This is a genomic window from Marinobacter sp. F3R08 (genome assembly GCF_018860425.1).
Lineage (GTDB): Bacteria > Pseudomonadota > Gammaproteobacteria > Pseudomonadales > Oleiphilaceae > Marinobacter.
Genome location: NZ_JAHKPI010000016.1, coordinates 20,248 through 33,498, shown reverse-complemented (window position 1 = coordinate 33,498; position 13,251 = coordinate 20,248). Strand labels below are relative to the sequence as shown.

7 protein-coding genes are annotated in these 13,251 nt (G+C 55.1%); 6 read left to right on the top strand and 1 reads right to left on the bottom strand.

Features of this window, described 5'->3' with window-relative positions; all coding sequences use genetic code 11:
• The first annotated feature begins 6 nt into the window (after positions 1-6).
• Genes KO499_RS11680 through KO499_RS11660 form a run of 5 tightly spaced genes read left to right on the top strand, consistent with a single transcriptional unit; the run spans position 7 to position 8,408 of the window.
• Entirely contained in the window at positions 7-1,317 is a 1,311-nt protein-coding gene (locus KO499_RS11680; protein ID WP_215983938.1) for a TolC family protein, read from the top strand.
• A 32-nt stretch (positions 1,318-1,349) separates the two neighbouring features.
• The gene (locus KO499_RS11675) at positions 1,350-2,144 is read left to right on the top strand and encodes an ABC transporter permease (RefSeq protein ID WP_215983937.1); all 795 of its coding nucleotides are present in this window, start codon (positions 1,350-1,352) and stop codon (positions 2,142-2,144) included.
• The gene (locus KO499_RS11670; RefSeq protein ID WP_215983936.1) at positions 2,141-3,352 is read left to right on the top strand and encodes an ABC transporter ATP-binding protein; all 1,212 of its coding nucleotides are present in this window, start codon (positions 2,141-2,143) and stop codon (positions 3,350-3,352) included. Before KO499_RS11675 ends, KO499_RS11670 begins: the two co-directional genes overlap by 4 nt.
• Entirely contained in the window at positions 3,349-4,656 is a 1,308-nt protein-coding gene (locus KO499_RS11665) for a class I SAM-dependent methyltransferase (protein WP_215983935.1), read from the top strand. The genes KO499_RS11670 and KO499_RS11665 overlap by 4 nt, the downstream gene beginning before the upstream one ends.
• The gene (locus KO499_RS11660; protein WP_215983934.1) at positions 4,656-8,408 is read left to right on the top strand and encodes a glycosyltransferase; all 3,753 of its coding nucleotides are present in this window, start codon (positions 4,656-4,658) and stop codon (positions 8,406-8,408) included. Before KO499_RS11665 ends, KO499_RS11660 begins: the two co-directional genes overlap by 1 nt.
• On the opposite strand, the gene KO499_RS11655 is transcribed toward KO499_RS11660, so the two are convergent.
• On the bottom strand, positions 8,389-9,396 hold the full coding sequence (locus tag KO499_RS11655; RefSeq protein ID WP_323133343.1) for an acyltransferase: 1,008 nt from the start codon (positions 9,394-9,396) through the stop codon (positions 8,389-8,391). The two genes, KO499_RS11660 and KO499_RS11655, sit on opposite strands and share 20 nt — an antisense overlap.
• 438 nt (positions 9,397-9,834) lie before the next feature.
• Here KO499_RS11655 and KO499_RS11650 point away from each other — a divergent pair, with 438 nt between their 5' ends.
• Positions 9,835-13,104 carry a DUF4214 domain-containing protein gene (locus KO499_RS11650; RefSeq protein ID WP_215983932.1) on the top strand — a complete coding sequence of 1,090 codons (3,270 nt, stop codon included), beginning with the start codon at positions 9,835-9,837 and terminating at the stop codon, positions 13,102-13,104.
• The last annotated feature ends 147 nt before the right edge of the window (positions 13,105-13,251 follow it).

Below are 13,251 nucleotides of genomic sequence, written 5' to 3'. Positions count from 1 at the left end.
CACAGTATGAAGTTTCAGCGAACGATTGTTTCGGTGTTCTCGCTTTTGTCGACGTTGTCTGTCGCCGCAGAGCCTGTTGGCAGGGTTGGCCTGGCTGACGTGTACCAGAGCGCTTTAGAGAAGAACTTTGGTATTCAGAGTGAGCAGTACATCTATCAGGCAGAAAAAGAAGGCGTGCGGGAAGCCTGGGCAGGAGTCTTGCCACAGGTTGAGGCTACCGCCAGCTACGGTACCTCTGAATATACCCGGGATTTTGACGTGCAAAGCAGTCTTACTGACCGGGATCAGCACACCAGCTATGACGTTAGCCTGGATCAGGTTGTCTATTCGGAAAGGGCTTTCAGGGCAATTGATCGGGCCAAAGCGGGAGAAAAACTCGCGGCGGACCAGCTTGCCGGGCGCGAACTTGAAATCGGGTACTCTGCAATTGAGGCGTTCCTTCACGCGCAAATGTTGCTCGCTGAAACAGAGATTGTTGAAGAAGAGCGGGAAAGCCATGAGCGGCGGCTCGATCAGCTAGAAAACATGCGCGCCCGTGGCTTTGCCACCAAGGCGGACACTCTGGATGCGAAAGCAAGAATTGACGAGGTTTCGGCGGAACTTGCCGGTTTGCGTCATGACTTCCGGGCCGCCATAAAAAACCTCGAGGCGGTTTCAGGTATTCGGGTGGAGGACCAGGAGTTGCAGCCCATCCCCAGGGATATCTGGCGCAGTACGCCGGTTCTTCTGGAAAAGAACTGGGCGGAGCTGGCGGCTCAGAATGCTACGCAACTGTTGCGTGCGAAAGGTGAACTCGGTCTGGCAGAAGCAACACGAAAGGCTGAAAAAGCTGCGCACTGGCCTGAGCTGTATCTGAGTGCCAGTTACACCGATAACGACACCTTTGCGACCACCATCCGGAAGGAAGCGCGGGTTGAGCTCCAGTTGAGGGTTCCCCTGTACAAAGGGGGCGGAACCTCGTCTCGTGTGAGGCAGGCCACCGCCCGCATGTATGCCGCAGAGTATTCTGTGAAAGATACCCTGAACCAGGTGCAGGTGGAGGTCTCTCGGGTCACAGAAAAACTTCGGGGAAGCTACAGCCGGATCGAGGCGCTGCGCACCGCAGAAAGTTCGGCACGAGCTGCCCTTGATGCTGCTGAGCAGGGTTTTCTGGGAGGCGTGCGCGGGCTCAATGAGGTGCTGGACAGTCGCAACAGGTTATCCGGCATACGTCGTGATAAAACCCGGGAAGTATTTTCCAATGCGTTGCTTCAGTTTGAATTGCGCCAGATTGCGGGCACGCTTTCTGTAAATGACATGATCGCGGTAAGCCAGTAGGCCATGATGCCTCTGCCCTGGGGAGATGTTTCATGAACGGCTGGCTTAAGGGAGTCTATCTTTACCGGCATTTTCTGGCCTCTTCCATTCGCAATGAACTGGTAAACCAGTTTGCGCGCAGCCGTCTTGGGGGATTGTGGTTAATCATCCACCCTCTGGTGATGGTTGCGATCTATGCTTTTGTCCTTTCTGCGGTGTTGTCTGCAAAATTTGATGGCATTGACAACCGGTATGCCTATGCCATCTATCTCACATCCGGAATACTCGCCTGGACGCTGTTCAGCGACACTCTCTCGCGTTGCCTGAACCTGTTCGTGGGTAATGGTGATTTGCTCAAGAAAATGCGTATACCGAAAGTAACGCTGCCTCTCATAACCGCTGGCACGGTACTGATAAACAACCTGGTCCTTTTTGCGGCGATCATCGTGATCTTCGCATTTTTAGGACACGCGCCAACAATGACAATAGTCTGGATGCCGGTCATTACTGGAGTGTTGCTGCTGTTTGCATTGGGGCTGGGCGTGATCATTGGCGTCTTGAACGTTTTCCTCAGAGACCTGGCGCAGGTGGTCCCCATCGTCCTGCAATTCTTGTTCTGGTTTACGCCAATAGTCTATCCCGTTGTGATCATTCCTGAAGACGTCAGGGGGTTTCTGTTTTTCAATCCGGTGTACCTGTTGGTAAACGCCTACCATGACGTACTGGCGTATCAGCAATCACCGAACCTTTTCGATTTGGGTATCCTTGGGCTGATCGGGGCCGTGCTTCTGGTGTTGGGGCTGTGGTTGGTTCGTAAGGCCAATGCAGAAATGGTGGACAAACTGTGAGCGTCCTGAGTGTTCAGCGTCTGACCAAAGAGTTCCGTGAGTTCAGCTCGGAATGGAAACGCGTGGCCACCTGGTTTGGCGTGCCGGTCAGGCCAGTGGCCGTATCCAGGATAATCAATGATATTACCTTCGAGGTCGGCGCCGGGGAGGCTGTCGGGCTGGTTGGTCAGAATGGTGCAGGGAAGAGCACGCTGCTCAAGTTGATCACCGGCACATTGCAGCCCAGTGGTGGCAACGTTGTTCTGAATGGGCGGGTATCCGCCATTCTCGAACTGGGGATGGGCTTTAACCCGGAGTTAAGCGGCCGCCAGAATGTCTATCACGCAGCGTCGATCATGGGGTTTGGCAAAGCCGAGGTCGACGAAGCCATTGACCGGATTGAAGCCTTCGCGGAAGTAGGCGCTTATTTCGACGAGCCGGTTCGCACCTATTCCAGCGGGATGCAGGTAAGAGTGGCGTTTGCGGTGGCCACCGCCTGGCGTCCGGACGTTCTGATTGTGGACGAGGCGCTTTCCGTCGGCGATTCCTATTTCCAGCACAAGAGTTTTGGTCGAATCCGCGAGTTCCAGGCCGAGGGAACAACGCTCCTTATTGTTTCTCATGACCGTACCTCGATTCAGGCTCTGTGTGATCGTGTTCTTCTGCTGGAAAAAGGGGCCGTGATCAAGGACGGCGCGCCCGAAGAAGTTATGGACTTTTATAACGCGCTGATTGCAGAAAAAGAAAACAGCACCGTAAAAGTCAAAAAACTCGACAGTGGCAAGGTGCAGACGCAATCCGGCACCGGCGAAGCGAAAATCGAAGACATTGCGCTTTTCAACGCCCGGGGCGAGATGGCGGAATACATTGAAGTGGGTGAGAACGTCGAGCTTCGAATATCGGTCAAGGTTCATAAACCGATCAGCAGCCTTGTGCTTGGCTACGGGATCAAGGATCGTCTCGGACAGGTAATGTACGGTACCAACACATGGCATAGCCGCCAGGCGATTGTTGATCCCGAAGTAGGCAGTGTTCACCGGTTTGTTATCGCGTTTCCCGCCAATCTGGGCGTGGGCAGTTATTCAGTGGTTACTGCGCTTCATGCCATGGATTCGCACATTGAGGCCAATTACGAATGGCGGGATCTTGCGATGGTTTTCAATGTGGTGAATGTCAACAGGATGCAGTTCCAGGGCTGCAATTGGATTGAGCCGAAGATTACCGTATGAACGATCAACAGGATTTTTACAGGGCCTTCGAGGATAAATACCGGGGTTCCCGGGAGTCGATCAAAGGTCGCCTTGATGTGTACCGGCCTTTCGTCGAGCCGTTGTTGGAAGTTGGTGGCGGTGCCCACGCCATTGATCTGGGGTGCGGCAGAGGTGAGTGGCTGGAGCTTCTTGGCGACATTGGTTTTGAGGCGGTTGGCGTTGATCTGAGCTCCGGCATGCTGGAAGCGGCAAAGAGCCGGGGGCTGAAAGTCGAGCTTGAGGATGTTGTTACCTATTTGCAGAAGCAACCGGAAGCCAGCGCTTCCGTGGTGTCGGGATTTCATATTGCCGAGCATCTGCCCTTCGACGTCTTGCAGCGTCTTATCGAGCTTGCTCACCGGGTGTTGATTCCCGGAGGATTGCTGATACTGGAAACACCCAATCCTGAAAACGTCACGGTCGGCGCCAACAGCTTTTATCTGGACCCCACCCACGAGCGACCGATTCCCCCCGAACTGCTGTCATTTCTGCCCGAATATTACGGCTTCTGCCGGACCCGTGTGTTGAGGCTGCAGGAGCAGAAATGGGTCTCGGAGGGGGCCTCTCCACTTCGGTTGCTGGATGTTTTTGAAGGCGTAAGTCCGGATTATGCGGTGGTGGCACAGAAAGCAGCCAGCGAAGAGGTCACCGGGCTACTGAACGATGCGTTCAGCACGGAGCGAGGTGTGACACTCGCGGCGCTGACCGGGCGCTACGACAGCCAGGTTGATACGGCATTGGCTCGGACTGCCGAACTGGCCAACCAGAGTGCGGATTATGCCGAGCGTGCCATGGCCGAAGCCAGGCTGGCGGCAGAAAGAGCCGGGCGCGCGGAAGTGATTGCTGATGAGGCTCAAGCCAGAGCCACGGCGACCGAGACAGAGCTGGCCAGCGTCTACAGGAGCCGCTCCTGGCGAATAACAGCGCCTTTGCGGTGGTCGGCTTTTCAGGTTTCGCTACTGCGGAAACTTGGTCCGGCCGCGCGTGGTAAGGCCCTGATTCGTAAAATCATGTTGCCAGTAATCGCGTTCCTGGTGGCCTTTATCGGTTCCCGGCCACGCCTGCGGACGTGGTGTGTGACCATGGCCCAGCGGCTGGGGTTATACAGCCGCATGAGGAGTCTGTACCACGGAGGTGGTTTTTTCAGACAGGTTGGCACAAGTGGGGGGGCGTTTCAGGAATTCCGCTCCTCGTCAGAAACCCTGGGAGAGCTCACGCCCCACGCCCGTCAAACCTATTTCAAGCTTCGCACGGCAATGGATAGAAAAAGGAAGCAGGCGTAATGCGCATTGTTATTGATATGCAGGGTGCCCAGACGGAAAGTCGTTTCCGTGGTATTGGGCGGCATACGCTTTCTTTTGCCCAGGCAGTAGCCCGTAACCGGGGCGATCATGACGTCATACTTGCGCTGAACGGACTCTTTCCCGACACCGTTGAGTCTATCCGCACAGCGTTCGACGGTTTATTGCCGCAGGAAAATATCCGGGTCTGGTATGCGCCAGGGCCAGTGAGGGAATGCGAACCTGGCAACGAATCCCGACGCCGGTCGGCAGAGCTCGTAAGAGAAGCGTTTCTCGCGAGCCTCAATGCAGATGTTATCCATATCGTCAGCATGTTCGAAGGGTTTGTTGACGACGCCGTCAGCAGTATTGGCTGTTTTGACAGCTCAACACCCGTCAGCGTGACGATTCACGATCTTATTCCCCTGCTGAACCCGGATCACTACCTCACGCCAAATCCCCCGTTCCAGCGCTTTTACAAGCAAAAAATTGAACATCTGACGCGAGCAGAACTGTTCCTTGCGATCTCCGACTCCGCAAAACAGGAGGGCATGGAGAATCTTCAACGCTCAGGCGATTGTTTCGTCAATGTCTCGTCGGCCATCGATCCCGAGTTCCAGAAGCTGGACGTGGACGCGGCGGTGGCGTCATCCGTGCTGGGCAAATTCAGTATCAGGCAGCCTTTCGTACTGTATACCGGCGGCGCCGATGAGCGAAAAAACCTGCCTCGGCTTATTGAGGCATTTGCGAAACTCCCTCAGCAAATCCAGACCGAACATCAGCTGGTGTTTGCGGGGAAAATGTCGGAGGCCAACATTGCGGAGTTGCGCCGGTGCGCCAGGGAGTGCGGCCTGGCCCCCGACAACCTGTGCTTCACAGGCTACGTAACGGATCATGATCTGATACTCCTTTACAACCTCTGCCGGCTCTATGTATTTCCATCGTGGCATGAAGGGTTTGGTTTGCCGGCCCTTGAAGCTATGGCCTGCGGCGCGCCTGTAATAGGCGCAAATACGTCCAGCTTGCCGGAAGTCATCGCGCTGGACGCTGCAATGTTTGATCCATTCGATGTTGACAGCATCAGCGAGAAAATGGCCCGTGCGTTGATGGATGAAGCGTTCAGGAATGAGCTTCGCACCCATGGTCTGGGGCAGGCTGAGCTTTTTTCATGGGACATTACAGCACAACGCGCGCTCAGCGCGTGGGGCACGCTGGATAAACCGCGAGTCGAGGAGTGTTGCGCCCCTCGTCCTGATGGCAAGCCCAGGCTGGCATTTGTTTCTCCCATGCCCCCGGAGCGCACGGGAATCGCGGATTACAGCGCGGAATTGCTGCCAGCACTGGCCGAGTACTACAACATTGAACTGGTCGTTGCCCAGAAAGAAGTTGCCCCTTCCCGGATTGGGGAGCAGTTCCAGGTACGGGACGTGGACTGGCTCAGGGAAAATGCCGGCCAGATGGATCGTGTGCTTTACCAGATGGGTAATGCGCCCTTCCACACCCACATGCTGTCGTTGCTCGAAGAAGTGCCTGGCACGGTGGTCATGCACGACTTTTACCTCAGTGGACTGATGTCCTGGCTGGAGATTCAGGCTGGCCACGAACACGCCTGGACGCGCGCTCTGTATAACGCTCATGGTTATTCAGCAGTGCGGGAACGCTTCCGTGATGTTGAAGCCGCAAAGTTGAAATACCCGGCCAACTTTCAGGTACTCCAGAATGCCCAGGGGATGATTGTTCATTCCGACTATTCGCGCCGTCTGATGCACCAGTGGTATGGTCGCGAACTTGTTGATTCGGTGGATGTCATTCCTCTTGTTCGCCAACCAGAGCAAGAGAACAACCGGCAGCAGGCCCGGGCGAAGCTGGGGCTGGGCGACGGCGACTTCATGATTTGCAGTTTCGGCTTTCTCGATGCCACCAAGCTGAACCACAGGCTGCTCGAATCGTGGTTGCAGAGCGCGGTTTCGCAGAGCTCAAACTCGAAACTGGTGTTTGTCGGTCAATGTCCGGAGGACGACTACGGCAAAGGCTTGCTGAAAACCATTGATGCCAGCGGTTGCGGTGATCGCATTCACATTACGGGATTCGCCTCGGCTGAGCAGTTCCGGGACTATCTTTTGGCGGCCGACGTCGCGGTACAGTTGCGCGCCCATTCACGTGGTGAAACCTCGGCGGCGGTTCTGGACTGCATGGGGCATGGCTTGCCCGTTATTGTCAACGCGAACGGATCAATGGCCGAGCTGGACAACGAGGCTGTCTGGCTGCTGGACGATGAGTTTGCCGATACGGACCTCACAGGTGCGCTCGAAACCTTGTGGGGCGAACCGCAGAAGCGAGAGGCACTTGGGCAGCATGCAAGAGACATAATCCTGAGCCGTCATGCCCCCGCCGAGTGCGCCCGCCAGTATGCTGAATCATTGGAGCGTTTCCATGGTCGCGCCGCTACAGGTTCCGAGAGCCTGATCCGGGCCGTGGCGTCACAAAAATCTGAAGTACCTGACAGTGCCCTGATTCCGCTGTCTGAATGCATTGCGGCCTCGCTACCATTGCCAAAGCCGGCGCGCCGGCTTTTCCTGGATCTGACCGCCACCTGTCGCAATGACCTCAAGACCGGCATTGAGCGGGTTGCCCGATCTGTTTTGATGGCACTGCTTGAGTCCTGTCCCGAAGGCTACCGTGTTGAACCGGTTTATCTGAGTAATACGGGCGGACGCTGGCATTATCGTTATGCCAGCCATTATGTTCTTGGTCTGCTGGGCTGTCCGACCGACGCGCTGGAGGATGAGATCGTGGAGCCGGAGTCTGGCGATATTCTCCTCGGGCTGGATTTGTCCGGTGATGTACTGGTGCAGGCGGCGCAATCCGGGTTGTTTGTCGATTACCGGAACCGGGGGGTGCGTGTCTATTTCACGGTGTTTGATTTGCTTCCGGTGCAAATGCCGGATGTTTTTCCTGCTGGCGCCCGTTCTGGTCACACCGAATGGTTAAGAACGGTTTCACAGTTCGATGGTGCCGTGTGTATCTCCAGAACGGTGGCCGGGGATCTGTCGGAATGGCAGGCGGAAGTGGGTCTGGCGCGTGAGCAAGGGCGAGCCTTTGATGTCAGGTGGTTCCATCTGGGGGCGGACGTTGCCAGCTCTGCGCCCAGCCGCGGGGTGCTGCCTGGTGCAGAGCGCACGCTGGGCCTCCTGGGTGCGCGACCGACCTTTTTAATGGTTGGTACCATTGAGCCGAGAAAGGGCCACCTGCCGGTGCTGGACGCCTTTGAACAGCTATGGAGCCAGGGTGTGGATGTTAACCTGGTGATTGTAGGGCAGGAGGGATGGAAAGGTTTGGCAGATTCGGAGCGCGCCGGGATACTCAAGACCCTTGAGCGACTCAAAGCCCATCCGGAGGATGGCAAGCGGCTGTTCTGGTTGCCCGGCATCAGTGATGAATATCTGGGAAAGGTCTACGGTGCCAGCACCTGTCTGATTGCCGCTTCATACGGTGAAGGTTTCGGTTTGCCACTGATTGAGGCTGCCCAGCATAAGCTGCCGGTTATGGCTCGCGACATCCCAGTTTTTCGGGAGGTGGCTGGTACCGCGGCATGGTTCTACCCCTCGGATAGGGCGTTGCCCGAAGCCATCAAGGGCTGGCTGGCGGCTTATCAGGAAGGCGCTCACCCGAAACCTGATGACATGCCATGGCTTACCTGGAAAGAGAGCGCCGCACAGCTGGTTGACATACTTATCAAAAGCCAGGCGAGGTGACGGGCGGGTCGACAAACGCCCTGTGGCGTCGCCATAACGGCCGTTCGACCCCCAGATGCCCGATCAGAGCCACCAGAGTGGAACCGGCAAGAACCGCTGCCACATTGTGTGAAAGCATCGGTGCCCAGAGTTCCAATAGCCAGATCACCGGGAAGTGTGCCAGGAATACGCCGTAACTGAGGGCCCCTGCGAGCCGTTGCGCCTTGTGAAGCCGACCAGAGAGTTTCCAGCGGGAGACCAGGATCACCGCAGGTAGCCCTGCGGCAAAGCCCAGGGCAACTTCCAGATTGAAGGGCTGGCGCAGATCCGGGTAATAAAGAAGAATGGCCACATACACTGAGATGCCAGACCATAAGAGAGTCAGGGCCAGAGGGTGTTGAATGGCGTGTTTCCTGTCTTCCGAAGTCGCCAGCCAGCACCCGCAGATGAACACAAAGCCCACGCCTGCCAGCAGGCGATAGCCAAAGACGTCGGTATCAAGCAGGGAGCTTTGCGCGGCAACAAAAACCGCAACGCTCATTAACCAGGCCAGTGCGAGCCAGTGCGACCGCAGGAGCAGAATCGGCACCAGCAGATAGAACTGAAGCTCTACGGCCAGCGACCACGCCGGCGGAAGCAGGGTAAACGTATCAGACTGGTTGAACATGTAATAGTTGAGCGGAATGACCAGCACATTGTTCAGCCAGTCTGTTAATCCGGGTGTGGACGACAGAAAGTAGGAGTCTGCCCCGACCAGCCAGGCCGTATAACCCACTATAAGCACATAACCGTACATCGGGAGGATGCGCCAAAGCCTGTCACGGTAAAACCACCGCACCCGCTGTGGGTACGGCAGCTGGGCCTGTCGCTGCCAGAGTCTGCATACCACTTGCCCGGCCAGCAGATAAAATATCACCACGGCCGTGACGCCGGGATTAAGCCCGGAAATGGTTATCCCCATGTGACTTACCAGAACCAACGATGCCAGTATAAAGCGAAAAAAACCCACGGAAACGAATGAACCTCAGTCATTGGGCAGCGGAACAGTGCACAACTGTGACCCGCACGGTATTTTGCGAAACACGCCATGCTGCGGGCTTCAACAGCGTTGCAACCTAACGGAAACGTGCTATATTCTCTAATCGTCAATGTCGGAACGTCATAACAGGTCGCAGCGCATTGGTTGCCGCAGACCATGCGAAGCGTCTGTTCATATAATTAGAAGAGCCGGAAATCATACTGGGTTTCTGTGACGAAATTAAGGAGGATTTTAAAAGCTAGCTGACCGTGCCATGTAACAGCCTGTAAACAGGGATTAAAGTTCATGGTTCTTTGACGTTAGAGTGTTGACTTCGTTTCTTAGCTCGTGCATCTTTGCCCGAGTTGTTTTTTAACAACGCTAAAACTGGTCGTTTTAGATCGCAATCCGATTAGGAGAGAATAACCAATGGCACTAACCAAGACTCAAGTTTCCGAACTTTATGTCGCCATTTTTAACAGGGCTTCAGAAGGTGAAGGGAATCAATTCTGGCAGAGCGAAGCATCTGTTGCTGCTGCAGCTACTGCCATGTTGGAAACGGACGCTGCACAGGATTACTTCGGCAGCTCTCTCGACACCAACCAGGCTTTCATTGAGCACATCTACCTGAACACACTCGGCAAGACTCTTGCTGACGATCCTACAGGCATCCAGTACTGGGTTGACGCTCTCGATAGCGGCACCAGCCGTGGTCAGGTCATTGCTGACCTGGTAGCCGCTGCACAGGATCCAGCCAACGCCGGTGCTGCTCAGGATCAGTTCCTGAATCGGGTTGCAGTTTCTGATTACACCGCAGATAACCTGGCATCTGTTGAGCTCGATAGCCTGGACGACGTTACCTTTGGCGACGGCCTGATCGTTACCTCTGATCCTACAACTATCGCTTCTGCCCAGTCTGAAGTTGATGACCTGGCCGGTTCTGGCGGTACTCCGGGCGGCGAGCCTGGTGACACCCTCCAGCTGACCGAAGGCCGTGATTACCTGACCGGTACTGACAACGACGACGTCTTTGTTGGCTTCGTAGGTCAGAACCAAGATGGTTCGCTGACCAACGAGTTCGCTACTGGCGACAGCATCGACGGTGGTTCTGGTCGTGACACGATCCAGGCGTCCATGATCAACGATAACGAAAGCGATGCTTTCGATGCTCAGGCTCCGCGTCCTTACACCCAGAACGTCGAAGAAGTTTACATCGAAGCTCTGGAAGACGTGGTTCTTGATGCGACTCGCATGGAAAACGTTGAAGAGTTCTGGGCCGATTTCGGTCGCGGCGACTTCGAAGTGAACAACGTTAACCTGCAAGGCAACAACCTGAACATCACCAAGGATGTTACCTTCGGTATCAAAGATACCCAGTTCGGAACCGACTTTACTGCGACCTTCGACAGCCAGTCTCTGCTGCGCGCGCCGGAAGAAGCTTCTAACTCCCAGCTGCTGATCCGCATCGCTGACGTATCCACCGAAACTCCGGCAACTCCGCTTGCCAACGTAAGCGTAACGCTTGGTTTTGAGCTGGACGGCAATGCCTTCACTCTGGATGACGTTGTATCTACCGACGGTTCCTACCAGGGTCTGGTAACTGCTATTGATGCAGCTCTGGCTGCTCAGGGTCTGGGCTCACTGAACGTAACCCTGTCTACTCCGTACGAGCAGGTTACTGTTGCTAACAACACCGTAAACCTGCCGTTCACTGCTCAGGAAATCCTGATCACTGATCCGGATGGTGCAGAGTTCGGTGAAGTTGACTTCACCCAGGCGGCGATCGAGTCTGTAGAAGGTGGCTTCCTGGTAGCGGGTAACGCTGAGCCGGTTGATCCTTCTGTAAGCAGCAACCTGATCGAGTCCAACCTGATTCTGGACAACGCCGGTCGTGGTTCAACTGCTGGTGACGTTCAAATTGGTGGTGAGTCCGATTCTCTTATCGGTGTTGAGCGTTTCAACGTAACCGTTGATCGTAGCAGCAAGATTGAATCCCTGACCCAAACAGCCACAAACAGTGCTGCGCTGCAAGAGATCTACATCGACTCTATGGGTGATGACGGTTCTTTGTGGATCGGTGCCGTAGATAGCGACCTGAACGTGATCAACGCGACTGCGTTTGATGGCGAAGAGCTGAGCATTGGTGAAGGTGCGGTTGTAAGCGACCTGGTTTCATTCAACAGCGCTGGTTCCAACACTGACGTAACCTTCATCGCTGACTATGATGGTGATGGCCGTCCGTCTGACGCACAGGCGTTCACTATCAACACCGGTTCTGGTGATGATCTCATCGTGGCTGATCTGGACGGTACCTCTACCTCTGGAAGCACCGAAGCCAGCCTGACCATCAACTCAACAGGCGGTGATAACGTTGTTACTCTGACTTCAGATCTGAACGATCCTGAGTCAAACACTGCAACGGTTGTTCTGGGCAGTGGCGCTGATGTGGTAACTGGCGGTTCTACCGACCTGATTACCAACACTGGCGGCGGCAACGATGTTGTTTACGCTGAAAACACTGGCGACAAGACTGTTGCTCAGCTGGACGCCGGTACTAGTAATGTTCTGGCTGCAACTCAGCTTAGCTCAACTTCAACCATCAATGGTGCTCAGGTTCTGGCGGGTCGTACCGTTCAGGTAACCGTGGCAATGCCGGAAGAAGCTCCTATTATCGGCGCTGACTCCTTCATTGACGGTATCGAAGTTACTGCGCAGATCGAAGCATCCGACGGTGGCGTGACTACCGAGCGTGATCTGTACGAAGCTGCGGCTGCTGCGATCAACGAAGATCCGGTTGCTAACAAGCTGGTTTTTGCAGAAGTTGACAGCAACGGTCACCTGATCGTGTCCTACCTGATCGACGGCGCATCTGATACTGCTGTTCCGGACAACATGGTTGAGCTGGAAGTACTGGGCGACTGGACTGATGTTTCTGCATCTAACCAGAACAACCTGGTGTCTGCACTGCAGGAGTTCTATCAGGATTCCGACATCGATGCTACTGACGTTGGTACTCTGTACGACAACGTTAATACCATCAGCGACTACGCAGTCACTACCGTCAACGGTACAGACTCCGTTGTTCAGGGTGGCTTCAACGTTGTGAACGCTGGCACTGGCGACGACGTAGTTGTTCTGAGCTCCGATGACACTACTCTTGATACCCTGGTCTTCGACCAAGGTGGATTCGGTAACGACACCGTTGTTCACTACAACGATGTTGCCGGCGGAGACGTTCTGGACTTCACAGCTTGGCTGGATAACGTTGAGTCAGCTTCTGGTTCCAGCACTTCTCAGGTGCGCATCGCCACTTCACTGCTGGATCAGACTGCTGGTCTGGGTGCAATCGGTGAGAACGATGTTGTTATCACTCAGATGGATGAGATCGACGGATCGACTGTCGCTGCTGTAGACTTCGCGACCCTGACTACCGCTCAGGTTCTGGAAGCTCTGAACACTGGCGCCTCGGCTGCCGCACCAACGGCTAACTTCGTTGGTAACATTCAGAAGTCTATCGTGATGATCGAGAACTCTGACTCTGGTGCTGCTGGTGACAACCTTGGTGAATACAAGGTTTATGAAGTGTCTTACGACACTGTTGGCGGTACGTTCAGCTCAGCTTCACTGGTTGGTTCTGTAGACTTCACAGATCAGCTGGCGACAGGCCTGGGTGGAATGGACGATTCCAACGTTGCCTAAGGCATAAGTGTTGGTTAGGCCAAACAGGCGAACAGCTTCGGCTTAGTAGCCTGGATCCTCGAAGCTCCTGGAGCTGGAAAGGATCGAAAGAAAACCCTCGGTTGGTTCGCCAATCGGGGGTTTTTTGTTTCCTGGTGGTTTTATCTG